General features: G+C 66.9%; 24 protein-coding genes. 20 read left to right on the top strand and 4 right to left on the bottom strand.

Translation table 11 applies throughout. The features are described 5' to 3' along the window. The first annotated feature begins 21 nt into the window (after positions 1-21). Together BLT60_RS08425 and BLT60_RS08420 are read left to right on the top strand one after the other, a co-directional pair. Positions 22-1,116: a multicopper oxidase domain-containing protein gene (locus BLT60_RS08425; RefSeq protein WP_090875982.1), complete on the top strand. Its 1,095-nt coding sequence runs from the start codon at positions 22-24 to the stop codon at positions 1,114-1,116. A 41-nt stretch (positions 1,117-1,157) separates the two neighbouring features. Further along, positions 1,158-2,261: a ZIP family metal transporter gene (locus tag BLT60_RS08420; protein WP_210185569.1), complete on the top strand. Its 1,104-nt coding sequence runs from the start codon at positions 1,158-1,160 to the stop codon at positions 2,259-2,261. Positions 2,262-2,403: 142 nt separating this feature from the next. Here the strand turns inward: BLT60_RS08420 and BLT60_RS08415 are convergent, their stop codons facing one another. After that, the gene (locus tag BLT60_RS08415; protein ID WP_175478350.1) at positions 2,404-3,594 is read right to left on the bottom strand and encodes a penicillin-binding protein activator; all 1,191 of its coding nucleotides are present in this window, start codon (positions 3,592-3,594) and stop codon (positions 2,404-2,406) included. Positions 3,595-3,825: 231 nt separating this feature from the next. Between BLT60_RS08415 and rsmI the strand changes: the two genes are divergently transcribed. The 3 genes from rsmI to gshB all read left to right on the top strand — a co-directional run bounded on the left by rsmI (position 3,826) and on the right by gshB (position 6,361). Then, positions 3,826-4,758: a 16S rRNA (cytidine(1402)-2'-O)-methyltransferase gene (gene rsmI / locus BLT60_RS08410; RefSeq protein ID WP_090875979.1), complete on the top strand. Its 933-nt coding sequence runs from the start codon at positions 3,826-3,828 to the stop codon at positions 4,756-4,758. Next, a complete protein-coding gene (locus tag BLT60_RS08405; RefSeq protein WP_090875978.1) occupies positions 4,736-5,140 on the top strand; it encodes a YraN family protein in 405 nt (134 codons plus the stop codon). The genes rsmI and BLT60_RS08405 overlap by 23 nt, the downstream gene beginning before the upstream one ends. Positions 5,141-5,419: 279 nt before the next feature. Continuing rightward, a complete protein-coding gene (gene gshB / locus BLT60_RS08400; RefSeq protein ID WP_090875977.1) occupies positions 5,420-6,361 on the top strand; it encodes a glutathione synthase in 942 nt (313 codons plus the stop codon). Positions 6,362-6,371: 10 nt separating this feature from the next. Here the strand turns inward: gshB and BLT60_RS08395 are convergent, their stop codons facing one another. Further along, entirely contained in the window at positions 6,372-7,169 is a 798-nt protein-coding gene (locus tag BLT60_RS08395; protein WP_090875976.1) for an alpha/beta fold hydrolase, read from the bottom strand. A 228-nt stretch (positions 7,170-7,397) separates the two neighbouring features. Beyond that, on the bottom strand, positions 7,398-8,321 hold the full coding sequence (locus BLT60_RS08390; protein ID WP_175478349.1) for a creatininase family protein: 924 nt from the start codon (positions 8,319-8,321) through the stop codon (positions 7,398-7,400). Between the two features lie 143 nt (positions 8,322-8,464). On the opposite strand from BLT60_RS08390, the gene BLT60_RS08385 reads away from it, so the two are divergent. The 4 genes from BLT60_RS08385 (at position 8,465) to BLT60_RS08370 (ending at position 13,216) form a co-directional block, all read left to right on the top strand. Next, a complete protein-coding gene (locus BLT60_RS08385; protein ID WP_090875974.1) occupies positions 8,465-9,745 on the top strand; it encodes an ROK family transcriptional regulator in 1,281 nt (426 codons plus the stop codon). Between the two features lie 153 nt (positions 9,746-9,898). Then, positions 9,899-10,948: a sugar ABC transporter substrate-binding protein gene (locus BLT60_RS08380; RefSeq protein ID WP_090875973.1), complete on the top strand. Its 1,050-nt coding sequence runs from the start codon at positions 9,899-9,901 to the stop codon at positions 10,946-10,948. Positions 10,949-11,118: 170 nt separating this feature from the next. Continuing rightward, positions 11,119-12,138, top strand: a complete 1,020-nt coding sequence (locus tag BLT60_RS08375; protein WP_090875972.1) for a carbohydrate kinase family protein — start codon at positions 11,119-11,121, stop codon at positions 12,136-12,138. A gap of 91 nt (positions 12,139-12,229) precedes the next feature. Further along, complete coding sequence (locus tag BLT60_RS08370) at positions 12,230-13,216, top strand: beta/alpha barrel domain-containing protein (protein ID WP_090875971.1); 987 nt, start codon at positions 12,230-12,232, stop codon at positions 13,214-13,216. Positions 13,217-13,284: 68 nt separating this feature from the next. On the opposite strand, the gene BLT60_RS08365 is transcribed toward BLT60_RS08370, so the two are convergent. Then, positions 13,285-13,932: a TetR/AcrR family transcriptional regulator gene (locus BLT60_RS08365; protein ID WP_090876324.1), complete on the bottom strand. Its 648-nt coding sequence runs from the start codon at positions 13,930-13,932 to the stop codon at positions 13,285-13,287. A gap of 146 nt (positions 13,933-14,078) precedes the next feature. Here BLT60_RS08365 and BLT60_RS08360 point away from each other — a divergent pair, with 146 nt between their 5' ends. From BLT60_RS08360 to BLT60_RS08305, 11 genes are all read left to right on the top strand, one after another. Beyond that, the gene (locus BLT60_RS08360; RefSeq protein ID WP_244521189.1) at positions 14,079-14,930 is read left to right on the top strand and encodes a uracil-DNA glycosylase family protein; all 852 of its coding nucleotides are present in this window, start codon (positions 14,079-14,081) and stop codon (positions 14,928-14,930) included. 16 nt (positions 14,931-14,946) lie between these two features. After that, positions 14,947-16,575 carry a GMC family oxidoreductase gene (locus tag BLT60_RS08355; RefSeq protein WP_090875970.1) on the top strand — a complete coding sequence of 543 codons (1,629 nt, stop codon included), beginning with the start codon at positions 14,947-14,949 and terminating at the stop codon, positions 16,573-16,575. Between the two features lie 13 nt (positions 16,576-16,588). Then, positions 16,589-16,912 carry an NIPSNAP family protein gene (locus BLT60_RS08350; protein WP_090875969.1) on the top strand — a complete coding sequence of 108 codons (324 nt, stop codon included), beginning with the start codon at positions 16,589-16,591 and terminating at the stop codon, positions 16,910-16,912. 229 nt (positions 16,913-17,141) lie between these two features. Further along, on the top strand, positions 17,142-17,594 hold the full coding sequence (locus BLT60_RS08345) for a glyoxalase superfamily protein (protein ID WP_090875968.1): 453 nt from the start codon (positions 17,142-17,144) through the stop codon (positions 17,592-17,594). 298 nt (positions 17,595-17,892) lie between these two features. Continuing rightward, positions 17,893-18,954, top strand: a complete 1,062-nt coding sequence (locus BLT60_RS08335; protein ID WP_090875966.1) for a BMP family ABC transporter substrate-binding protein — start codon at positions 17,893-17,895, stop codon at positions 18,952-18,954. Positions 18,955-18,996: 42 nt separating this feature from the next. Continuing rightward, positions 18,997-20,193 (top strand): cytochrome P450, encoded by a 1,197-nt coding sequence (locus tag BLT60_RS08330; protein WP_090875965.1) that lies wholly within the window; start codon positions 18,997-18,999, stop codon positions 20,191-20,193. Positions 20,194-20,207: 14 nt separating this feature from the next. Continuing rightward, positions 20,208-20,417: a ferredoxin gene (locus BLT60_RS08325; RefSeq protein WP_090875964.1), complete on the top strand. Its 210-nt coding sequence runs from the start codon at positions 20,208-20,210 to the stop codon at positions 20,415-20,417. 393 nt (positions 20,418-20,810) lie between these two features. Further along, positions 20,811-21,875, top strand: a complete 1,065-nt coding sequence (locus tag BLT60_RS08320; protein WP_090875963.1) for a BMP family ABC transporter substrate-binding protein — start codon at positions 20,811-20,813, stop codon at positions 21,873-21,875. A gap of 34 nt (positions 21,876-21,909) precedes the next feature. Beyond that, a complete protein-coding gene (locus tag BLT60_RS08315; RefSeq protein ID WP_090875962.1) occupies positions 21,910-23,481 on the top strand; it encodes an ABC transporter ATP-binding protein in 1,572 nt (523 codons plus the stop codon). Beyond that, on the top strand, positions 23,478-24,515 hold the full coding sequence (locus BLT60_RS08310; protein ID WP_090875961.1) for an ABC transporter permease: 1,038 nt from the start codon (positions 23,478-23,480) through the stop codon (positions 24,513-24,515). Before BLT60_RS08315 ends, BLT60_RS08310 begins: the two co-directional genes overlap by 4 nt. 9 nt (positions 24,516-24,524) lie before the next feature. Then, positions 24,525-25,418, top strand: coding sequence for an ABC transporter permease (locus BLT60_RS08305; protein ID WP_090875960.1), 894 nt, complete (start codon positions 24,525-24,527; stop codon positions 25,416-25,418). Positions 25,419-25,445 lie beyond the last annotated feature (27 nt).

Genomic DNA, 25,445 nt, shown 5'->3' with positions numbered 1-25,445 from the left:
CATTTGCAGGAACGTTCGAAAATGCCGGACTGGAGATCGCATCCTGTGTCGCGCCGAGCCGCCATAGGAACGGCAGTTGCCCTTGGCGCAGTGGGACTGCGTGGAGGTGATCGTTCCGCCTCGGCGGCAGGCCACGTCGATGATCCTTCCGCTCCGACGGCCGGCTCGCATCACACTCCCGGCAACAACACCGTCGTTGGAACGGTCGATCACGTTCGAAACGGATTCGATCCCGCCGATATCGTCACCGATTTCGACTATGGGGAGTTGACGGTCGAAGAAGACGGGCGCGCGGTGCGGCAGTGGGTCATCACCGCCGTCGACAGGGAGCTGGAGGTCGCGCCGGGTGTCTTTTTCCCGGCCTGGACCTTCAACGGTCGCGTCCCCGGGCCGACGCTCCGCTGCGTCGAAGGCGAGCGTCTCCGTATTCTATTTCAGAACGGCGGCTCGCATCCGCACTCGATGCATTTTCACGGGATCCATTCGGCGCGGATGGACGGCGTACCGGGCGGGCCCGGCATGATCAATCCCGGCGAAGATTTCGTCTACGAGTTCGAGGCAAAGCCGTTCGGATGCCATCTCTATCATTGTCATGCCATGCCGCTTAAGCGGCACATCCACAAAGGCATGTATGGCGCGTTCATCGTCGACCCGGACCCGGCCCGCCATCCGGAAGAACACTCTGCGGCATTGGCCAGGCGTCATGCCACGCCCGAGCATGCCGTCTGGCAAGAATTTGTAATGGTCATGAACGGCTTTGACACGAATTTCGACGACGAGAACGAATTCTACGCGGTCAATTCAATTCCGTTCGCCTACTTCAACAACCCGATCCGCATCGAACGATCCCGGCCGGTTCGCATCTATCTCATCAACGTCACCGAGTTCGATCCAATTAACTCGTTCCACCTGCATGCCAATTTCTTCGACTACTACGACCACGGCACGACCCTGACACCAACACTGCGAACGATCGACACGGTCATGCAGTGTCAGGCACAGCGCGGCATCATCGAATTCTCTTTCGCCGATCACGAGCCCGGGCTCTACATGTTCCATGCCCACCAGTCGGAGTTCGCTGAACTTGGATGGATGAGCCATCTCGAGGTTGTTTGATGTCTCGCGGCTGGATCTGGATCGTCTTACCCGCAATCGCGATGACGGCGGTTCTGGCATTTCTCCTGATCGGGCGTCCGCTCGATCCCCTGACCGATTCATCTCCACCAGTCGAGGAACTCGCCGTCGAGACAGTCGACCTGACGCCAGGAATGATCTCGCTCGGTATACGCGCCGATGGCTCGCAGGCGCTCACCCTCGCCCAGGTTCAGGTCGACGGCGCCTGGCGGATTTTCACGGTCACGCCGTCGCCAACGCTGGGACGCCTCAACTCGGCTCGTGTCGATATTCCCTATCCCTGGATCGAGGGCGAAACCCACCACATCCTGCTCCTGACCTCGACCGGCGTCAGCTTCGAGCACACGATTGATGTCGCCGTCCCCCGGCCTGAGCGAGATGGCGCGAACCTTCTACGGCTGGGGCTGGTCGGGGTTCTTCTCGGCATCGTCCCTGTCGCCATTGGCCTCCTGGCATATCCGGCGATCCGCGCGGCCAGACCGGACGCGCTGCGCTTCATGCTGGCGCTGACGATTGGTCTGCTTCTGTTTTTGTTCATCGACACGTTGGGCGAAGGTCTGGAACTCGGCGCCGAAACGCTTGGCAGGCTTCGGGGGACATCCGTCGTCTGGATATCCATGGCCGTCACGGCGATCGCGCTTCTCGCTGTCGGACGTCGCGGAGGCAAGGCTCCGGAGGGCCGCGGTCTGGCTTTCTTCATCGCCCTCGGGATTGGACTGCACAATCTTGGCGAAGGACTTGTCGTCGGCGCCGCCCTGGCCACCGGCGCCGCGGCGCTTGCCTCATTCCTGGTCGTCGGATTCGTCGTTCACAATGTCACAGAGGGCATCGGTATCGCCGCCCCGCTTGCCACCGGCAAGCGCCCGCCCATGACCACCTTTTTCGGGCTTGCAGCCCTTGCCGGCTTCCCCGCCATTGCCGGCGTTCTGCTCGGCACCGGCGCAATCAATCCTTATTGGGCCGCCTTGGCTTTCGGTGTCGGCGCCGGCGCCATTCTTCAAGTGATCATCGAGGTCGCGGCCTTCATGACCCGTCAGGGTGGCAGCGGGCGTCTGCTCGCACCGACCGGCGCAGCCGGCGTCGTCACCGGCCTTGTTGTCATGTACGCGACCGCACTACTCGTTTGAATGGACTGCCGGACGAAACCCGCCCGCATCAGCCACGAGTTGGCGCCTCTTGCCGAATAGCATTCGGGGCCTCGGCTCCGGCGAGCCTCCGATCGAAGTTCGATCACGCGCGGGTTAGTGAGTCGATCGTCTTGATTCTCTGCTAGAACCCGGCCGAAAAATTCTTTGGCGCGGGGGCGAGGACCCCGAGCTGGTCGCGTTCGATCTGGTAGACGGCCAGCGCCCGCTGGTTGAGGCCGTCCGGGCGGAAGCGGAAGGCGCCGTCGACGCCGACAAAGCCGCTGGAGGTGGTCAGGACTTTTTCCGTGAAGGCCTGGGCGCCGAAGCGGCCGGAGAGGCCGGCGGCGAGGCTGACCGCGTCATAGGCGAGCGAGGCGGTGCGCAGCGGGTCCTTGCCATAGGCGGCCTTGAAGCGCGCCGCGTAGGCGCGGAAGCCGACGAGGTCGGGGCCGGGGAACCACGCGCTGTTGAGGTTGGATTCGCGGATGACGCGGGGATCGTCCCACTGGCCGCTGCCGAGGAACTTGACCTGCGCCTGGCCGACGCCGTTGGCGGCCAGCACCTGGGCGAGGAAGGGCGCGGCCTCGCCGCCGTCGGGAATGAAGACGGCGTTGACGGTGCCCTGCTTGACGATATTGGCGATCTTCGTCGCCTTCTCCTGCATCGAGGTCCGGTCGAGATTGTATTTCTCGGTGGCGATGACCCGGCCGCCGGCATTGGCGACGGCGCGCTGCAGGCTGGCCTCGACCACGGCGCCATAGGCATTGGCCGGCAGCAGCGCCGCGTAGGAGGTCCGGCCCTGGCCGGAGGCGTAGCGCACGATCCGGTCGACATCGCTCTGCGGCAGGAAGCTCATCAGGTAGACGCCCTTCGATGCCGTCGAACTGTCGGTCGAAAAGGCGACGACGGGGATGTTGGCCGGCTTGGCGACCGAGGCCGCGGCGGTCACCGATTCGGCGAAGAGCGGCCCGAGGATGATCTGGGCGCCTTCGGCGACGGCCGCCGAAGCCGCCGCCCGCGCCCCGTCAGGCGTGCCGCGGTCGTCCTTGACCAGGATCTGGATGCTGGTCGACTGGAACTCGCGCAGCGCCAGTTCGGCCGAATTGCGCATGTCCTTGGCGACCTGACCGGCATTGCCGTTGGCCGACAGCGGCAGCAGCAGCGCGACCCGGGTCGGGCCGGTTCCGATGACTTCGCCGTCGACCGGACCGCCGGCGCTGCCGCCGGGCGGCGGGTTAAGCAGCGTCGTCGGCGAACAGGCGGCGAGCGCCACGCCGGCGACGATGGCCCAAAGCCGCGCACGGCCTGCGAAAGATCGAATCAGGCCCGGCAAGCGTCTCTCCTCGGAATGGCCGCCGCGGGTCGGCGCTGATTGCTGCCTTCCCCGCCCCGGTTCATGCAATTCATCGGACCCCGCGAAGGCAAAAGTGCAGACACTTTCCCGCAAACGGCCCGAAACCCGGTAACAATGGGTAAATCATAAGGTTCATCCGGGCCCTGTCAAAAGCGATGCGCCGTCAATGTCAAGCCGGCCGGGCGCTTTGCCCGCGATGCGGAGAATGCGATGCGTGACGATCGCCGGCCCGATGGAGACAAGCCCCCCGGATACGCCATCGACGGCGTGGCGATGGCCGTCCGGCCGCTCGACCCCGGCCTGCACATCGTTGCGACACCGATCGGCAACCTCGGCGACATGACGCTGCGCGGGCTGGCGACGCTGGCTGCGGCCGACCTGATTGTCTGCGAGGACACGCGGGTGACGCGCGTCCTGCTCGCCCGCTACGCCATCGCCCGGCGGCTGATCGCCTATCACGAGCACAACGCGGCGGCGCAGCGGCCGCGCATCCTGCGCGAACTGGCGGCGGGGCATGCCGTGGCGCTGGTCAGCGACGCCGGCACGCCGTTGATCTCCGACCCCGGCTACAGGCTGGTCGCCGAGGCGGTCGAGGCCGGACATGCGGTGGTGCCGGTGCCCGGCGCCTCGGCGATGCTGGCGGCGCTGGTCGCCTCCGGCCTGCCGACCGACGCCTTCTTCTTCGCCGGCTTCCTGCCGCAGAAGGAAGGCGCCCGGCGCAAGCGGCTGGCGGCGCTGGTGGCGGTGCCGGGCAGCCTGGTCTTCTACGAATCGGCGCGACGGCTTGCCGCCGCACTTGCCGACATGGCGGCGGTGCTCGGCGGCGCGCGACCGGCGGTGGTCGCCCGCGAACTGACCAAGACCTTCGAGACCTATCGCCGCGGATCGCTGGCCGGCCTCGCAGCGGAACTGGCGGGCGAGGACGCGCCGAAGGGCGAGATCGTCGTGGTCATCGGTCCGCCGGAGGAGACGGCGCCGGACGCCGCCGACATCGACACGCTGCTGATCGGCCTGCTCGAAACCGGCACGGTGCGCATGGCGGCGGACGAGGCGGCGGCGCTGACCGGCCTGCCGCGCCGCGACCTCTACCAGCGGGCGCTGGCGCTGAAGGACCGGGACGATGGCGGCGACGCCGAGGCGTGACGGTGCAGCCGATCCGCGCCGCCGCGCCGCCGAGATCCGCGGCCGCCGGGCCGAGACGATGGCCGCCTGGTGGCTGCGGCTGAAGGGCTACCGGGTGCTGGCCCGGCGCTTTCGCAGCGGCGCCGGCGAGATCGACCTGATCGTCCGGCGCGGCCGCACCATCGTCTTCGTCGAGGTCAAGCTTCGCGCCGGCGAGGACGCGGCGATCCTTGCGGTGCGGCCGGCGAGCCGCAGGCGCATTGCCCGCGCCGCCGAGCTGTGGATCGGCAGGCACCCGGCGCTCGCCACCTTCGACCGCCGCTTCGACGTCGTGGTGGCGGTGCCGGGCAAGCTGCCCCGCCACATGGTCTCGGTCTTCGACAGCCAGGGGCGAAGCTGGTGAGCGACTTGCCTCAGGATGGCGACGGGGGATGCCTTCGCTTCCGCCGCCTGTCGAACCCACAAACCCCGCCATCCTGAGGTGCGCGCGCGAAGCGCGGGCCTCGAAGGACGCACGCCTACCGACCATGAACCCCACCCACTACCGCTTCGCGATGGTCCCCCCTCCCCGGCTCGGGGAGGGAATGCGCACGGGCCCGGCATGGCCAATGCCATTGGGTCATTGCCTTTATTCGCCGGGCAAACGATATAGCCCTCGACCTGAAGCCGGAGACCCAAGCCCATGGCGCTCGCTGTCGCGTTCCAGATGGACCACATTTCGAAGCTCGCCATTCGCGGCGACTCGACCTTTGCCCTGATGCTCGAGGCGGCGCGGCGCGGCCACGGCCTGCATCACTACACGCCTGACAGGCTGGCGATGCGCAACGGCCGGGTCGAGGCGCGGGTCGAGGCCGTGACGGTGCGCGACGAGGAAGGCAACCATTTCACCCTCAGCGAGGCGGAGACCCGCGACCTGTCGACCTTCGACGTCATCCAGCTTCGCCAGGACCCGCCCTTCGACATGGGCTACATCACCACCACCCATCTGCTGGAGCGCATCCATCCGAAGACGCTGGTGGTCAACGATCCGGGCCATGTCCGCAACGCGCCGGAAAAACTGTTCGTCACCGAATTCGCCGACCTGACGCCGCCGACCCTGATCACCCGCGACCGCCGCGAGATCGTCGCCTTCCGCGAGGAATTCGGCGACATCATCGTCAAGCCGCTCTACGGCAATGGCGGCGCCGGCGTGTTCCGCATTGCCGGCGGCGACGAGAACCTCGCCTCGCTGCTCGAGATCTTCGAGGACGTCTACCGCGAGCCCTTCGTCGTCCAGCAATACCTGCCGGCCGTTCGCCAGGGCGACAAGCGCATCATCCTGGTCGAGGGCGAGGCGGTCGGCATCATCAACCGGATACCCGCGGCGGGCGAGGCGCGCTCCAACATGCATGTCGGCGGGCGGGCCGAGCCGGTCGACATGACCGAGCGCGACCGCGAGATCTGCGCTGCGATCGGTCCGACGCTGAGGGAGCGCGGCCTGATCTTCGTCGGCATCGACGTGATCGGCGACTACCTGACCGAGATCAACGTCACCTCGCCGACCGGCATCCGCGAGGTCAAGCGCTTCGGCGGCGCCGACATCGCGGCGCTGGTCTGGGACGCGATCGAGGCGCGGGTCGGCTAGCGCGGTTCGCTCAGAGCTTCTGGATGTAGTCGTGGATGGCGGCGGCCACCTGCGCCGGCTGCTCCGGCAGCAGGGCGTGGCCGGCCCGGCGGATGACCACGACCGTCACGCGGTCGGCGAAGGTTTCCCGCCGCGCCGAGCGCTCGGATTCGCCGACAACCGCGTCGGCCTCGGCCTGTATGTCGAGGACCGGCGCATCGCCGCCGCCGACATAGGCATCGGGCGCGGTCGCCTTCTCGGCTTCGCGCTGCATCGCCATTGTCTCGGGATGCCAGCCGTCGAGCCATTCCGCGGGATCGTTCCCCTCGGCGAAGAAGGCCCGGACCAGATGGTCGCGACGCTTTTCTCTCGGCAGCGACGGATCGCTGCCGACCCCGATCGATTCTCCGATGTCCGGGTCGATTTCGGCATTGCCGGTCCCGGCGATCAGCACCAGCGCCCGCACCACCTCGCGATGGTTCGCCGCAACGGTGCAGGCGACCTTGCCGCCAAAGGCATGGCCGGCGATCACGCAAGGCGCGCTGCCGTCCTGTCGGATGATCGAGGCGATGTCGGCGGCGAAATGATGAAGGGTGTTTCCGCTCATCGGGCCGCGGCTGCGACCGACGCCACGCGGTTCCGGGCGCAGGACGCGATAGCCGTTGTCGACCAGCGCGGGCACGATATCGTTGAAGTCCGCGATGCCGCGGCCAAGCGATGGCAACAGGACGATCGCCGGCCCGGCGCCCTCGGCACGGACCTCGATAGCCGCATCGTCAGTCAGCACCAGCGAAACCCCCGTTCGCAAGGTGCCGGCTTTCTCCTGCATGGTGTCGCCCCGCAGTTTGCCGGCTTAGAAAGCCTCCGGCACGTCCCTGTCGAATCGATAATGGCACGCCGCCCCCGACGTCCACGAACGAATTTTGCACCGGCGTCCCATCCTCTGCCGGTGAAGCTCGGAAATCATGACACACTTTGTTGGCGACGTAAAAAACCCATGAATCCCAGTGGCTTGGTGTTACAGCCCCGGTGGCAACCACGGGTTGACGGCAGTCGGTCAACGCCCGGGCGGCTGCCAGTTGATCGCCCAGCGGCTTTCCGCCGGCATGGCGACGCCGGTTCCTTTCGGATCGCTCTGCATCGACAGGAAATCGGGCAGCGCTGGCGCGACCACCGTCTCCCATAAGGTCTCGACATCGGCAAAGGAGCGCAGCCGCGCCGTCGGCGCCGCGGCTTCATGTGCCGCGACCAGGGCTTCGGCCTTGTCGGCCAGGAAGGCGACCTGGCGCTCGACCATTGCCTGGCCGGCGAGCCGGTTCGCTTCGTAGGCATCGGGGCCCATGGCGAAATGCGGCCCGGGGGCATTGGCGGGCGGCAGGCGCGAGATGTCGACGGCGGACGGTACGAGCGCCCAGAGCTGGGAAGTCTCGATCTTGCCGGCGTGGTCGCCATGGATGTCGCCGTCGCCCTCGAAGCCTTGCGTATCGGCTTCGAAATCGGCGAGCGCGAAGAGCCGGGCGCCGACGTGAGGCTGGACGAGGTCGACCAGCGTCTTCAGATCGATGTAGTTGACGCCGTAGTGGCCGGTCATCAGCACCACCGCCTTGAAGCCGAGGCGGTCGGCGTTCCTCAGGTGCCAGCAGACGGTCTTGAAGTGATGCCACGGCGGCACCGCCGACATCCAGTCGCGCTGCACCTCGCCGATCATCCCCAGCGCCCAGAGCGCGTAATCGCCGATCTCGTGGATATGGCCGTAGTCGGGTGGCGCGACGATGCCGCCGTGACGCCGCGCGGTCAGGCAGGCGATGGCATGCGCCTTGAGCGCGTCGAGCCCCACCGCGTTCTGCGGGCCGTGCGGCTCGAGCAGCCCGTAAGTCTGGTAGAGGACGGGCCATTCTGCGAAGCGTCGCTCAAGCTGGTCGGGGAACATCCGTTCCCAGCGCACCTCATCGAATACCGCTTCGCCGCGATCCCCGCCCATGGTCATTCTCCCTGTCTGCTCGCGGTAGTGTAGCCGATGACGGGAACCGTGGCGCGATTCCCGGCCGGCACTTGTGGTAAGACGCATCTTTCGCGATCCTGTCCGGCGGCGGCCGGACCGGCCGCAACCGGAAGGCGTTGGCCTTGAAGAACGATCAAGCCCGGGGGCACCAGGAGTCCGAACGGCGACGCGCGGCGAACCCGTTTGCCGGAACCGGGCACCTGCTCGCGCTGATCATGTCGGGTCGCGCCGCCTCGCGGGCGGCCCTCGTCGAGGCCTCCCAGTTGTCGCGCGCCACGGTGGCGCAGCGCCTGTCCTATCTGTTCGACGCCGGGCTGGTGACGGAAGCCGACAAGCGGCTGCCAAGCGGCGGCCGGCCGGCCCGCGCCCTTCGGCTCAACACCGACTTCGGCCTGGTCCTCGCTGTCGATATCGGCGAACACGAAGTCCGCGTCGGTCTCACCGATCTCAAGCCGGGGATCGTCGCCGAAACCCTGTCGGTCTTCGACCCCCAGCGGGGCCCGGTCGAAACCCTCGGCTTCATCGCCGACCAGTCCGAGGCCCTTCTGCGCAGGACCCAGCGTTCGTGGAGCGAGGTGCTCGGAATCGGCCTGTCGCTGCCGGCGCCGGTCGATTTCGCGGCCGGCCGCGTTGTCGGACCCTCGATCATGACCGGCTGGGACGATTTCGATATCCGCGGCTGGCTCACCGCCCGCCTCGGCATCGAGGCGGTCGCCGACAACGACGTCAACCTCCTTGCCCTGCACCAGCATCGCCGCAACTGGCGAAGGGTCGAGAATTTCTTCTTCGTCAAGGCCGGGACCGGCATCGGCAGCGGCATCTTCGCCGGCGGGTCGATCTATCGCGGCGCCGACGGCGCCAGCGGCGATATCGGCCACATCCAGCTCGCGTCGAGCGAGGGGCCGCTGTGTCGATGCGGCAAGCTCGGCTGCGTCGAGGCCCGCGCCGCCGGCTGGGCGATCGCCCGCGACCTGCGCGCCCAGGGGATCGAGGCCGAGGACGCCAAGGACGTCGTCGCGCTGACCGAACTCAATCGGCCGGAAGCAGTCACCCTGGTGCGCCAGTCGGGTCGGATCATCGGGGAGGCGATTTCGGATACCGTCAGCATCCTCAATCCGAGCGTCATCGTTGTCGGCGGAACGCTGGCGCGGACCCGCGACCATCTTCTCTCCGGCATCAAGGAGCTCGTCTACCAGCGGTGCCTGCCGCTGGCGACCCGCAAGCTCCAGATCGCGCTCGCCCGCCCCGATGTGCATGACGGCCTGTATGGCGCGGCGCTGCTTACGATTGAATCGCGTCTTGCACCGGAGGTCGTCGACCGGATGCTGGCCGACCGCGCCGCGAGGCATTCCGCCAGTTTTCCGGGCGGATCGACTCCTGATCATCTCTCCACTTTTGCCTAAAATCAGGCATTACTGAATCAGTATTTGCTTGATTCGGCGCAGAAGCTTGGGCAATGTCCCTTAGGGCAAATGAGACAGGCGGCTGCCTTCGGGACTACGGTTCCGTCAGCGGTCGCCTGATCGCCCTGAACTATTCAATGGGAGGAACCCGGAATGAAGAAATTTCAGACCTTGAAGTGGGCGACCGCCGGCGTTGCCGGCGCGGCCATTGCTTTCGCCGCCGGCATGGGTCCGGCGAGCGCTCAGGACGATGTGCTCGTCGGCCTGATCACCAAGACCGACAACAACCCGTTCTTCGTCAAGATGCGCGAAGGCGCCCAGGCCAAGGCCGATGAGCTCGGCGTCAAGTTCCAGGCTTTCGCCGGGAAGTTCGACGGCGACAACGACGGCCAGGTCGCCGCGGTCGAGACCCTGATCGCCGCTGGTGCCAAGGGCATCCTGATCACCCCGAGCGACACCGTTGGCATTGTCCCGACGATCCAGAAGGCCCGCGACGCCGGCATCCTGGTCATCGCGCTCGACACGCCGCTCGATCCGATCGACTCCGCCGACGCGACGTTCGCCACCGACAACTTCCGCGCTGGTGAGCTGATCGGCGAGTGGGCTGCCAAGACGCTCGGCCCCGAGAAGACTGCGACCGCCAAGATCGCGTTCCTTGACGCGCTCGAAGCTCAGCCGACCGTCGATGCGGCCCGCGACCAGGGCTTCATGACCGGCTTCGGTATCGACGTGAAGGACCCGTCTCGTTACCTCGACGAGGATGATGACCGGATCTGCGGCCATCAGTGGGGCGCGGGCGCCGAGGATGGCGGCAGGACCGGCATGGAGACGCTTCTCCAGAAGTGCCCGGACATCAACGTCGTCTACACCATCAACGAGCCGACCGCGGCTGGTGCATGGGAAGCCCTCAAGGCAATCGGCAAGGATGACGGTTCTGTCCTGATGACTTCGGTCGACGGCGGTTGCCCGGGCGTCGAGAACGTCAAGGCTGGTGTCATCGGCGCCACCTCGATGCAGTTCCCGCTGCTGATGGCGGCCCTCGGCGTCGAGGCTGTTGCCGAATACGCCAAGAGCGGCAAGGTTCCGGAGCCGACCCCGGGTCTCGACTTCTTCGACACCGGTGTTTCGCTGATCACCGACGCGCCGGTCGACGGCGTCCCGTCGGAGACGTCGGCCGAAGGCCTGACGAAGTGCTGGGGCTAAACTTCCTCCCGGCATCGCCGGCCTGACCGGCGGTGTTTCGGGGAGGGCGACCATGAGCACGGGTCGCCCTCCCTCTCTTCCTGAACTTTCCGATGCCAGGACGGCCGGGCGTCATCGACGCCACTGAACCACGTCCAGGCACCCGTGACTTCCAAACCACCGCATTGATCATGACACGCAAGGGTATACTTACCGGCGGCACCTGGTGCATCGACCGGAACGTGATGGTCGACGTCTGGCCGACCGAGAACGGCCGTGCCGACATTGTCGAGGCCGACATGGCCGGTGGCGGTTCCGGCTGCAACATGGCCATCGATATCCGCAAGCTCGATCCAACCATGCCCGTTGCGACGATCACTCTCGTCGGCGACGACTCCGACGGCCGCTTTCTCGCAGGCCTGGCCGAAGACAACGGTATCGAGCACAGCCGCATGCAGGCGACCGGCGCGGCAGTCACCGACTATACCTTTGCCTTCTGCTCGGTGCTGACCGGCCAGCGGACCCACATCAGCTATTTCGGCAGCAGCAACCTGCTGACCCCGGACCATTTCGATTTCACCGGCCTCACCCATCGCATCTTCCATCTCGGCCTGCCCGGCGTGCACGAGATCATGGACTCGCCATGGCATGACGACGCCAATGGCTGGGTGGCGACCCTCAGGAAGGCGCGCGCCGCCGGGATGATGACCAACCTCGAACTGGCCAGCATCGCGCCGGAGCGCAATGCCGCGCTGGTTCGCCCCTGCCTGCCCCATCTCGACCTTCTGGTCGTCAACGACGCGGAAATCGGCGGTATCGCCGGCATCGAGACGGTGCCCGGCGGCAAGACCGATCCCGACGCCTGCATCGCGGCGGCCAAGGCGGCCCTCGATCTCGGCACGCCGCAGATGGTGGTCGTGCATTTTCCCACCGGCGCGGTCGTTGCGACACGCGACGGCACTGTCGTCACCCGGCCGTCGGTGCGCGTACCGCCCGACGAAGTTGCCGGGGCCAATGGTGCCGGCGATGCCTTCGCCGCCGGCTTTGTTTATGGCGTACACGAAGGCTGGGACGTCGAGCGGGCCGTGGCAATGGCCCATGCCGCCGCCGCCGCCTCGCTTCGCCAGATATCGACAACCGGCGCGATCGAGACGTGGTCCGCCTGCCTGGCCCTCGCCGATCGGTGGGGCTGGCGCGAGTCATTTGATTGAAGCCTTAGACGGCTATTCCGGGCGCGGAGGCAACAGGCGCGAGCCTCCGAATCGACCCGATCCCGAACCACCGCCCGCGCAGGAGTCCGACATGCCTATCCTCGACAAGAAGCTCGCCAACATCCAGGCCGGCAACTACACGCCCGCTGACTTCATCATCGCCGACGCCAAGGACGGCGACATCGGCTTCGGCCGCGCCGCGCCGGTCGCCGACCCGAACAAGCCCGGCCAGCACACGCCCCGCGCCACGCATCTCCAGGCGATCCGCGACATGACCAAGACCGGTCTCGTCGACATCATGCTGATGTCGGCCTCGACCGCCGAGCGCCTGTCCAAGGAAGGGCTGTTCGAGGGCAGCGACGTCACCCCGGCGATCCGCCTCAACGACACCACCGACATCTGGTCGGCCCGCGGCGGCCGTTACCGGGAAGAAGCCTCCCGCCACCATCGCACCGCTCGCGTCGACCAGGCGCGCAAGATCGCCGACCTCGGGCTCTATTCGGTGACCTTCTCGAACCAGCGCGACATCGATGCCGAGAACGCCGAGGCCTACACCGCCTTCCGCGCCGACGCCTCGGCCAACAACATGCGGCATTTCCTCGAGGTGTTTAACCCGGCCTTCGACATCAAGCTGACCGGCGACGCCGACATGGGCGCCTTCATCAACGACAACATCGTCCGCACCCTTGCCGGCGTGATGGAAGCCGACTTCCCGAAGTTCCTCAAGCTGCAATATAACGGCCCGCGCGCCATGGAGGAACTCGCCAGCTACGATCCGGCGAGCCTGATCGTCGGCATTCTCGGCGGTTCCGCCGGCACCGCCCGCGACACCTTCGAACTGCTCAGCCAGGCCGAGAAATACGGCGCCCGCGTCGCGCTGTTCGGCCGCAAGATCCACCTCGCGGAATCGCCGATCGACATCGTCACCGGCATGCGCCAGGTCGTGGCGCGCGAAGTCACTCCCGAGGAGGCGGTCAAGGCCTATCACGGCGAATTGCAGAAGAAGGGCATCAAGCCGGTGCGGTCGCTCGACGACGACATCCAAATCACCGAGGACACCCTGAAGCAGGGCGCCTGACCGCCGCTCAAGGCAGGATACACGAACAAGACGGTCCCGATCGCCATGCGGTCGGGGCCGTTTTCATGTCAGGCGGCGAGGCCGCAGCCCTTGAGGATGATGCGGGTGATGGTCTCGGCGGCGCGATCATAGTCGTCGACGGTGATCCGGCTCGACGCCAGCGCGTTGCGGGCCAGCACGTCGAAGTCCGCGTAATATTGCGTCGACGACCACAGCATGACGAAGAGATGCACCGGGTCGACCCGGTCCATCCTGCCGGCATCCATCCATGCCTCGAAGACCCGCATCTTGGCGTGCGTGATCGCCTGCATGCGGGCACGGTCGGTGCGACTGAGGAAGCGGCCGCCATGCACCGCCTCGTTGGCGAACATCCGCGACTGTGCGGCATGGCGACGGGTGAAATCGAGCTTGGCGCGGATATAGCCGGCGAGCGCCTCGGCCGGATCGCGCTCGGCCGTGAGATGGGCGAGAGCATCGTCCCACTCGTGGAGGACATCGGCGATCAACGTCCGGTAGATCGCCTCCTTGGTCCCGAAATAATAGTAGATGTTCGCCTTGGGCAGCTTCGACGCAGCGGCGATCTCGGCGATGCTCGCGCCGTCATAGCCCTTTTCGGTGAAGACCTTGATCGCCGCGTCGAGGATGGTCTTGCGATTGCGGACGCTGATGCGCGTGGTGGTGTTCCCGCCGGGCCTGCCTTCGGTGCGTCGCGCCATCATTCCCATCCCCCATCGCGGAATTTCGCCGATGTGGCGGTTGGTGTCCATGGAAAAGTTGACGTATAGGTCAGGAACGAGTCACGAGAAAGTTGACGCTTTGGTCAACTTCCGGCTACGCTTGCGCTCCCTGAAGGAGACACGCAATGGGCGTCGCGCTCGCACAAGCGATGCAGGATATTCTCGTCGACTGGCGCAACGATCTCGACCCGGCCTGGCACCCGGTTCTCGCCGACACCGAGCTGGGCTTCGCCGATATCGATCCGGCGCTCACGCTGGAGGCCTGGGAGCCGGTCTTCCCGGCCCGCAAGAGCAAGGGCTTTCCGGGTGCGCCCAAGGGCGCCCACATCTTCCGGGCCTTCGATGGCATCGCACCCGAAGCAGTGCGCTGTGTCGTGCTCGGCCAGGACCCCTATCCCTGCCCGGCCTTTGCGACCGGCCGCGCCTTCGAGGCCGGCAACGTCGCCGACTGGCGCGAGCTGGAGAAGATGTTCTCGACCAGCGTCCGCACCTTCATGCAGCTCATCGCCGCGGCCCGGGTCGGCGAGCCCTGCTATGTCGGCTCGACCGCCGGCTGGCAGCGCCTGATGGGCGATGTCGAGACCGGCGGCATCGACCTCGAGCCAGCCGACGCGGTCGCCGACCGCTGGGTCGCCAATGGCGTCCTCCTGCTCAATTCATCCTTCACCCTGAGCCGCTTCGCGGTGGCCGGCGATCCGCACCAGTTGCGCGGCCATCTGCCGCTGTGGCGCCCCCTGATGGTCGACGTGCTTCGCCATCTCGCCGGCCGCGGCACGCCGGTCGTGTTCATCGCCTTCGGCGACCAGGCGGCCGACGCGCTGGCCGCGGCGGGGATTGCCGAGGGCCGGACCGGCCATGTCGGCAGCCTGCTGCGCGACCATCCCGCCCGCGCCGAGGCGGTGCTGGCCCTCGAAAACCCCTTTGTCGCCGCCAACCGCATGCTCCGCGACATGGGCGGCCAGGCCGTCTCCTGGTAGGCGAAGGGAGGCGCTGATGGCCGAGGCCGCAACCTACGACCATATCGTCATCGGCGCCGGCTCCGCCGGCTGCGTTGTCGCCAACCGCCTGTCGGCCGATCCCGACCGGACCGTGCTGCTCATCGAAGCCGGCGGCAAGGACCGTCATCCGCTGGTCCGGCTGCCGATGCTGATGGGCAAGCTGATGCATTCGGGCATCTACAACTGGCGCTACCACACCGAGCCCGAGCCGGAATTCGACAACCGCGAGGTCTATTGGCCGAGGGGCAAGGCGCTCGGTGGCACCTCGACCATCAACGGCATGATCTACGTGCGCGGCAACCGCGCCGACTACGACCGCTGGGCGCAGATGGGCAATCCCGGCTGGTCCTATGCCGAGGTCCTGCCCTATTTCCGCAAGTCGGAATCGCATGTCGAGCGCCACGACGCCTATCACGGCGACGACGGCCCGCTGACCGTCTGCCGGGCCCGGGGCCACAGCCCGCTCTACGACCGCTTCATCGAGGCCGGTGTCGAAGCGGGCTACACCAGCAATGACGATTTCAACGGCGAGGTCCAGGACGGGTTCGGCCGCTACGACTTCACCATCCGCGACGGCAAGCGCTGGAGCACGTCGCGGGCCTTCCTGCGGCCGGTGATGAACCGGCCGAACCTGACCGTCGCCACCCATGCGCTGACGCACCGCATCGTCATCGAGAAGGGCAGGGCGGTCGGCGTCGAATACGAACGGAGCGGCAAGACGATCGTCGCCCGCGCGACGCGCGAGATCGTGCTGTCGGCCGGCGCCGTCAATGCCCCGCAGATCCTGATGCTCTCCGGTATCGGTGACGCGGACCAGCTCAAGCAGCACGGCATCGCGCCGGTCCATCACCTGCCCGGCGTCGGCCGCAACCTGCAGGACCATGTCGACGTCTGCGTCGTCTACGAGATCAACCAGCCGCTGACGCTCTACAGCGACCTGCGGGTCGATCGGCTGACCAAGGCGATCGTCGAGGGAACGCTGTTCGGCCGCGGCGTCGCCACCACCTTTCCCTACGAGGGCGGCGCCTTCGTCCGGTCGCGGCCGGGGCTGGCGGCGCCCGACATCCAGGCCCATTTCATGCCGGCGCTGGAAAAGACGGCCAACCTTCACTGGCCGAAACCCTTCCAGCGGGCCCGCGTCGAGGACAATCACGGCGTCACCATCCGGGTCGGCCCGGTCAACCCGGAAAGTCGTGGGCGGATCACGCTGCGCTCGGCCGATCCCCGCGATCCGCCGCGCATCTTCGCCAACTACCTCGCCACCCAGTTCGACAAGGACACCACCATTGCCGGCGTCCAGATCATCCGCGAGGTGATGGCGCAGCCGGCCTTCGCCGATATCCTCGGCGAAGAGATCGCGCCCGGCCCGGACAAGGTCAGCGACGCCGACCTGATGCAGTGGCTGAAGAAGGCCGGCGGCACGACGCTCCATCCGGTCGGCACCTGCAAGATGGGCAACGATGCCGAGGCGGTGGTCGACCCGGAACTGAAAGTTCACGGCATCGACGGCCTGCGCGTCGCCGATGCCTCGATCATGCCGATCATCGCGAGCGGCAACACCAACGCACCGACCATCATGATCGGCGAGAAAGCCGCCGACATGGTGCTGAAGGCAACGCGCTAGCGGGAGAGATCCATTGATCGTCGAGCATCGCACCTACACCTTTCGCCCCGGCACCCTGCAGCCCTGGATGAAGAAATACGAGACCGAGGGCCTGCCGATCCAGAAGCGGCATCTCGGTCATTTCATGGGCATCTTCACCACCGAATTCGGCAACATCCACCAGACGGTGATGCTGTGGGCCTATGACAGTTTCGAAGACCGCGACCGTCGCCGGGGCGCCATGGCCGACGACCCGGCGTGGCAGAAATACATTGGCGAGATCTGGTCGATGGACGCGATCCAGAGCCAGGAGGTCCGCCTCCTCAAGCCGAGCGCATCCACCCCGCTGATCGGCTAGCGGTCTGTCCGCTGCGTGGCGGATGAATTGACAGGGCGCGCCGCCTGACCTAATCGTCCCGGCAGGCAAGAGACGCCCGCCGCTCGCCAGGACGAAGGTCCTGTTGGTGAAGATCTCCCGGCCGGTTTCGGCCGCGACACGAAAACGTGCATGACCCCTCGATCAGCGGTCTGACGGCAAGGCGAGCTCCGTTTCCAGACGACCGCGGAATCAGGATGGGATCATCGCCATGACACCGACAATTCATACGCGCGACCAGGCCAAGGCCCGCGCCAGGGCCATTCGCGCCGAACGTGCCGCCGGCAGCCACGCCATCAGCCACTCCGCCGCGCTGGAGCGCGTTGCCGCCGAGCAGGGCTATGCCGACTGGAACACGCTGTCGGCAAGACTGTCGAACGCGCCGGAAATCCCGCTGCAGCTCGGCGATCGGGTCGAGGGCCACTACCTGAAGCAGGCCTTTATCGGCACCATCATCGCGATGCGGAGCATGGCCGAGGGCAGTGCCTTTCACGTCACGATCGAATTCGACGAGCCGGTCGATGTCGTCGCCTTCGAGAGCTTTTCGCACTTCCGGCGGCGGGCCAACGCGACGGTGTCGCCGGGTGGCGTCTCCTTCGCCAAGACCAGCGATGGTGTCCCGCACCTGATCGTCGCCCGCGCCGAGACGACCACCGTCGCGTGACGGCGGTTGGTTCGGACCGCGAGCGAGGCGCGGCGGAAAGTTGACGCTTCGGTCAGGTTTCGCCTATCGTCCTTGCTTCGTTGACAGTCAGGGGGGATGGCATCGATGCGACCTGGAATCGGGCATACGGCCTGGACCGTCCGGCGCGTGCATTTTGCCGGTCCTCGATCCGGCGGACCGCCGCGACGGGCACCCGACGCCGTCTTCGATGGCACGATTCACGCATTCAAGATTTTCGTCGTTGACGATCGGGCCAGACCGGTCGCGCGCGGCCGTGCAGCAACCAAGGGGCAGTGAGATGACAGCCAAGACCGACCTGACAGCGGCGCGGGTATCGCGCCGGACCTTCCTCAAGACGTCGGCCGGAGCGGCGATGATCGCTGGCACGGCCGGCAGCCTGGCGCTTTCGACCCGGGCCAAGGCGGCGACCGGACTGGTCGCGCTGGTTCATACCCAGGCGGCCGGCGACAATGGCCCGATCGACTCGATGATCGCCGCGCTGAAGAAACTGTCCGACGAGCAGGGCTTTCCGATCCGCACGATCTACGCGCAGGATTCTGCGACCTTCCCGACGATCTTCGAAACCCTGGCCGATGCCGGCGCCGAGGTGATCGTCGGCACCTTCAACGAGGTCGCCGAGCCGATCAAGGAACTGGCGCCGAAGTTCCCGGACACAAAATTCATCCAGATCTTCGGCGATGCGTTCGAGCCTGTGATGCCCAACGTCGTCACGGTCTCCTACGACTACTATCTCGGCTGCTACCTGTCGGGTCTCTTCGCCGCCAAGGTCTCCAAGACCGGCAAGATCGGCTATATCGGCGGCGTCAGCCTGCCGCCGCTCAATGCGGACCTGAATGCGATGAAGGCGGCTGCCGCCTCGGTCGGTGCCGACAAGTCGGTGACGGGTGCGTTCGCCGGTTCGTTCCAGGATCCGGCCAAGGGTCACGAGATAGCCAACCAGATGTACCAGGACGGCATCGACTACATCCAGACGGACGCCGCGGCGACCGACACGGGCATCATCCAGGCCGCCAACGAGGTCGACGGTCGCATGGTCAGCGCCGGGTCGACCGCCCAGTTCAAGCTCGGTGCCAAGTCGGTGATCGCGGTCGTTGCGCTCGACTTCGGCCAGTCGCTCTACAACGAAGTATCGAAGGCGATCGGTCCGGACTTCAAGGCCGGCCACCTGTCGACCGGCATTGGAACCGGCGTCATCGATTTCGTTCTTTCGCCCGATTTCGAGACCGCCGGTCCGGCCGACCTCGTCGCCAGGGCCAAGGAAGTGTGGCCGGAGATCGAGAAAGCGCGCGCCGGGATCATCGACGGCACGCTCGAGGTGCCGTTCAACACCGAGCTGTAACGGTCGCCATGACAAGGGGCTTCAGGAGCGGGGCGCGTGGCGATGGATGAGATCGACTTCGATCATCACGCGCCGGATTTCAACGAGCGGAAATACGCGCTCTATCGCGAGATGCGCGGCAAGTGTCCTGTCGCGCATTCGCCCGCCCATGACGGCTACTGGTTATTGTCGCGCTACGACGAGGTCTTCGAGGTGGCGCGCAACGACCGCGTCTTCTCCTCGGCGCGCGAGGTTGTCGTGCCGCCGACCAATGTCGGCCGGCTGATCCCCCTGCAATCCGATCCGCCCGAACTCGAACGCTATCGCTCGCTGCTCATTCCCTTCTTCGCGCCCGGCAACCTGAAGCGGCTCGAACCCTTTATCGACGATATCGTCGATCGGTCGATCGACGGATTCATCGAGCGCGGCGAAGCCGACGTCGTCACCGAACTCGCCAATCCCGTGCCGTCCAGCACCACCATGGCGCTGCTCGGCCTCGATCCGGCGGACTGGCGGGTCTTCGCCGATCCGATCCACGCCGGGAGCTATTCCCGGCCGGGGACGCCGGAGAATGACGCGGCGACCCGGGACATCCAGGCCTTTTCGGAACGGATCGTCGCCGAGGTCGATGCGCGGATCGCAGCACCGCGCGACGACATGATCTCGGCGCTGCTCGCCGCCGACTATCGCGGCGTGGCGACGACCCGCGAGGAGGTCATCGACCTTGTCCGCATGGTGATCTTCGGCGGCATGGACACGGTAATGGCGGCGTTCAGCAACATCTTCGTCGCGCTCGGTCAGCGGCCCGATCTCCGCGACCGGCTGGTCGCCGATCGCGGCCTGATCCCCAAGGCGGTCGAGGAATTCCTTCGCTACGATGCGCCGGTCCAGGGTTTCGCCCGGACGGTAACCGAGGATACCGAGGTCGGCGGCCAGCCGATCGCCGAGGGCGAGACGGTTTTCATGCTGTGGGCCAGCGCCAACCGCGACGCTGCTGTCTTTGGCGACGATGCCGAGGAGCTGGTGCTCGACCGGACGCCCAACCGGCACATGACTTTCGGTATAGGCGCCCATCGCTGCCTCGGCTCGACCCTGGCGCGGATCGAGTTGCGGATCGTGCTCGAGCAGGTGCTTGAGCGGCTGCCCGACTTCACGGTGGCGCTGGACGGGATCGTCGAGGCCGACACCATCGGCATCGTCTTCGGTCGACGCAAGGTGCCGATCACCTTCACGCCGGGCCGTCGCCGGCAGGCCGGCTGAGCGTGGAGGGGGCAATGGCGAGGCATGTCAGGGTCGATCGAGCCATCTGCCAGGGGCACGGTCTCTGCTTTTTCACCTCGGAAAAGCTCTTCGCCCTCGACGAGGCCGACGGCAAGGCGAATGTCCTGGTCGACCCCCTGCCGGACGACCTCCATGACGACGCGCTTGATGCCGTGGATGCCTGCCCGGAGCAGGCGATCACGGTGGTGGAAGACGATGATTGAGTGGCGCGACCTGCCGCTCCCCGGCCAAGGAATGCCGCGGAAAACGGCAGGGTGTGCCGCCATCGGTGGCGGGCCGGACACGGCAGGGCGGGCAATTCGCAACCCCCGGGCGAAAGTTGACGCTTTGGTCAGGATGCGGCTATCGTCGCCGATGCCGCATGCATGGAAGGACGGCTCGGTGCGATCTCGTACGGCCAACAGCGTTCGAAGCTCCGACGCGCCACGCGGCCCGGGTCTGGCCATTGCGGCCGCCTGCGTGAGCACCCGAATTTCGGCCTTTGCAAAGTCTCGACGATCCGTCACCGTTCACGGCACGGATCTGGCATTCGTGTTCTGAAGACCAACACCGACGCGCGGCCTCGAAGAAGGCGCGCGATAACAGAGGGGTATCAGATGACCAGCAAGATCGACATGTTGAAGGCAAAGGCGCTATCGCGCCGGACCTTCCTCAAGACTTCGGCCGGAGCGGCGCTGGTCGCTGGCACGGCCGGCAGCCTGGCGCTTCCGACCCGGGCCAAGGCGGCGACCGGACTGGTCGCGCTGGTGCATACCCAGGCGGCCGGCGACAACGGCCCGATCGACTCGATGATCGCCGCGCTGAAGAAGCTGTCGGAGGAGAAGGGCTTCCCGATCCGCACCATCTACGCGCAGGATTCGGCGACCTTCCCGTCGATCTACGAGTCGCTCGCCGATGCGGGCGCCGAGGTGATCGCCGGCACCTTCAACGAGGTGGCCGAGCCGATCAAGGAACTGGCGCCGAAGTTCCCCGACACCAAGTTCATCCAGATTTTCGGAGACCCCTTTGAGCCGGTCATGCCGAACGTCGTGACGGTGTCCTACGATTACTATCTCGGCTGCTACCTGTCGGGCCTCTTCGCTGCCAAGATCTCCAAGACCGGCAAGATCGGCTACATCGGCGGTGTCAGCCTGCCGCCGCTCAATGCGGATCTGAATGCGATGAAGGCCGCTGCCGCTTCCGTCGGTGCCGACAAGTCGGTGACCGGTGCGTTCGCCGGTTCGTTCCAGGATCCGGCCAAGGGTCACGAGATCGCCAACCAGATGTACCAGGACGGCATCGACTACATCCAGACGGACTCGGCGGCGACCGATACCGGCATCATCCAGGCCGCCAACGAGGCGGACGGGCGCATGGTCAGCGCGATTTCGCCGGAGCAGTACAAGCTGGGCCCGAAGAGCGTCGCCGCACTGGTCGCGCTCGACTTCGGCCAGTCGCTCTACAACGAGGTCGAAAAGGCGATCGGCCCGGACTTCAAGGCGGGTCACCTTTCGACCGGCCTCGGCACCGGCGTCGTCGATTTCGTCCTGTCGCCGACCTGGGTCGAGCAGGGCCCGCCCGACCTCGTCGCCAAGGCCAAGGAAGTGTGGCCGGAGATCGAGAAGGCCCGCGCCGACATCATTGCCGGCACGCTCGAGGTGCCGTTCAACACCGAGTTGTGACCGGACGATCGGCCACGACTCACCTGAAGCATCGATGACCAACGGGAACGCCACCGCGCTCGCCTGCCGCGACATCTCCGTCAACTACGGGGTTGTCGCGGCGCTGGCGGACGTCTCGGTCGATTTCGCCGAGGGCATGATCCACGCGGTCGTCGGCCAGAACGGCGCGGGCAAGACCACCTTTGCCCGCGTCGCCGCCGGCATCGTTCATCCCGACAAGGGGACGGTCGAGATCGGCGGCAAGCCGGTGCCGGTCGGCAATGTCGGACGGGCGCGATCCGCCGGCATCGAGATCGTCCACCAGAGCTTTGCGCTACCGCCGTCCTTCACCGTTGCCGAGGCGATGGAATTCGGCGCCGAAGGCCGGGGTGCTCTCTACAGCCGCCGCGACCTGGAGCGCCGCTGGACCCGCCATCTCGACGCGCTCGGCGTGCGGGTCAAGCCGCGCGAGCGCATCCGCGACCTGCCGGTCGAGACCCAGCAGGCGGTCGAGATTGCCCGCGCCCTGGTCACCGACGCCAAGGTCCTGATCCTCGACGAGCCGACCGCGGTGCTGTCGCCGTCGGGCATCGACAACCTGTTCGAGCGCCTCAAGGTGATGCAGGCGAATGGCGTCACCATCATCCTCATTCTCCACAAGATCCGCGAAGTCCTGTCGATCGCCGATACGGTGACCGTGCTGCGCGGCGGCAAGCTGGTCGAGGGGCCGACCCTGACCACCGAGATCGACGCTCCCCGGCTCGCCGCCTCGATCATCGGCACGACCGCCGACGGACTGTCCGACACCGATCGCGACGCATTGGTCGGCGCGGCGGAAGAAGACGACGACGGCACCGAAACCGCCGCGGCGTCGGTCGCCGCCGGCCCGGCGATCCTCGACATGCGCGGCATCTCCACCCGCCCCGATCCCGAAGGACCTGCGCTGGTCGACGTGGCGCTGCGTGTCGGACGGGGCGAGATCGTCGGTATCGCCGGCGTCGAGGGCAACGGCCAGCGCACCCTGGTGCGCGCCCTGTCCCATCTCGCCGACATCACCGCTGGCACCGTCGAACTGTCCGGAATCGAGGTGACGCACCAGCCGCTCAGCGACCGCCGCGCCAACGGCCTCCGGGTCATTCCCTTCGAGCGCAACAGCGAGGGACTCAGCCTGTCGAGCACGCTTTGGGAAAACTGGGCGGCGCGGTCTCTCCTGCGCGACGGGGTGCTGCGGCTGATCAGCCCGGCGAAGATCCGCAAGGCCTGCTCCGCCGCGCTCAAGGTCTGGGACGTCCGCTTCTCGACACCCAACCAGCCGGCGGGATCGCTGTCCGGCGGCAATGCCCAGAAGCTGATCCTCGCCCGCGAGGTCGACGAGGACGCCACCCTGATCATCGCCGCCCAGCCGACCCGAGGCCTCGATGTCGGCGCCACCGCCTTCGTCTGGCGGTCACTGCGCGAGGCCCGCGCCCGCGGCTGCGGCATCCTTCTCATATCGTCGGACCTCGACGAGCTGTTCGACATCAGCGATCGCGTCGTCGTCATGCTCGGCGGCCGCGTCAACGGCGAGTTCTCCCGGCCCTACCACCTCGGCGAGGTCGGTGCGGCGATGACCGGAGCCGACCGATGATCGGCTATCTCACGCAGATCATCCGGGCGGTCGCCTTTGTCTTCATCGCGCTGCTGCTCTGTGGCGTCATCTTCGAGTTCGCCGGCTTCTCGGCGCCGCTGATGTTCCAGAGCATCGCGGACGGGGCGTTCCTGTCGATGCGCGCCTGGGAGAACAGCCTGCGCTGGGGCTTGCCGCTCTTCCTGACCGCGCTCGGCGTCGTCATTTCCTTCCGCTGCGGCTTCTTCAACATCGGCGCCCAGGGCCAGTTCTACATGGGGGCGATCGCCGCGACCTTCGTCGCCGACGGGTTGAACGGCCAGTCGGCCGTCCTTGTCGTGCCGCTGACCTTCGCCGCCGGCATTCTCGGCGGAGCGCTCTGGGCGCTGTGGCCGGGACTGCTCAGGGTCAAGTCCGGCACCGACGAAGTCATCACCACGCTGATGGGCAACTTCATCGCCGGACTGGCGCTGATCTACGTCACCTCCGGGCCGCTGAAGGATCCCTCGGGTACCGGCCAGGCGGCGTCGAGCCGCCCGATCGGCGAGGCATACCGGATCAGCGAGGGCAACTCGCTGTCGCCCACCATCATCGTCATCTGCGTCCTGGTCGGTGTCGGCATGTGGGTGCTGGTCAACCGCACCGCCTTCGGCGTCCTGTCGAGCCTCGCCGGCCGCAACCCGATCATGGTCGTCTGGCAGGGCGCGCGGCTGTCGCGGCTTGGCCTTGCCGGCTTCGTCATCGGCGGCGCGCTGGCCGGCCTTGCCGGCACCATCGAGGTGCTCGGTCCGATCGGCCGGCTGTCGAGCGGCATGCTGCCGACCCACGGCTTCACCGCGATCTTGATCGCGCTGGTCGCCAACCTCTCGGTACTGGCGACGGCGGTGGTCGCGATCTTCTTCGGCGGACTCGCCGCTGCCGGGCTCTACCTGCCGGTGCTGGCCGGCCTGCCGGCCGCCGCCATCGACATCATCAACGCCGCCATCGCGCTGTTCATCACCGCGCGTGCCTGGCCAAAACGCCTGACCGGGTTGCTCCGGCGGGACGCGACCTGAGGGCCGGCCATGGACGACACAATCATCGCCATCCTGCGGTCCGGCACACCGCTGATCTATGTGACGCTGGCCGGCGTGCTGGCCCAGCGCTCCGGCATCTGGCACCTCGGCCTCGAGGGGCTGATGATCATCGGCGCCTGCGCGGCCGTGCTCGGCGTCGTCCAGAGCGGATCGATCCTCGTCGGTCTCGGTATCGGCATCGTCCTTTGCGTGCTGGCCTCGGCGCTCCTGTGGTTCGTCATCGAGAAGCTGCGCGCCAACCCGATTATCGCCGGACTGGGGCTGACCGGGCTCGGCCTCGGCGGCACCGATCTCGCGGTGCAGGCGATCTATGGCAGTCAGGCCTCGGTCAACGCACCCTTCGGCCTGCCGCGCCTCGGCCCGGCCTTCGGCCAGTATGGCGTGCTGTCGATCCTGGTCGTGCTGATGCCGGTCTTCGTCATCGCCGTCTGGGTGCTGACCCGGCGAACCCGCTGGGGCCTGCAGCTCGCCGCCTCCGGCGAACACCCCTTCGCGGCGCGCAGCGTCGGCGTCAATCCGGCCCGCATGCGCCTCATCGCGCTCTGTCTTGGTGGCGTGCTCTGTGCGCTGGGCGGCGCCGAATTGTCGATGGGTTCGCTGCAGATCTTCGCCTATGGCATGACCGCCGGCCGCGGCTTCATGGCCTTCGCCGCGGTGATCTTCGGCGGCGGCAATCCGCTGGGGGCGACAGGCGCCGCCTTCTTCTTCGCCATCGTCGGGGCGCTGGGCATCCGCGCCCAGCTTCTCTTCGGCGAACGCGTCCCGCCCGATTTCCTGCTCGCCCTTCCCTACATCGCCACCGTCATCGGCGTCTGGATCAGCGGCAAGCTCCGTGGCGGCGCCAAGGCGGCGGCCAGCTTCGGCGAACTGAAGGACTACTAGGTGGCAAGGCTGGATCGTCGACGGTGC

The organism is Bauldia litoralis (genome assembly GCF_900104485.1).
Lineage (GTDB): Bacteria > Pseudomonadota > Alphaproteobacteria > Rhizobiales > Kaistiaceae > Bauldia > Bauldia litoralis.
This window is presented reverse-complemented; position numbering and strand designations above follow the sequence as displayed.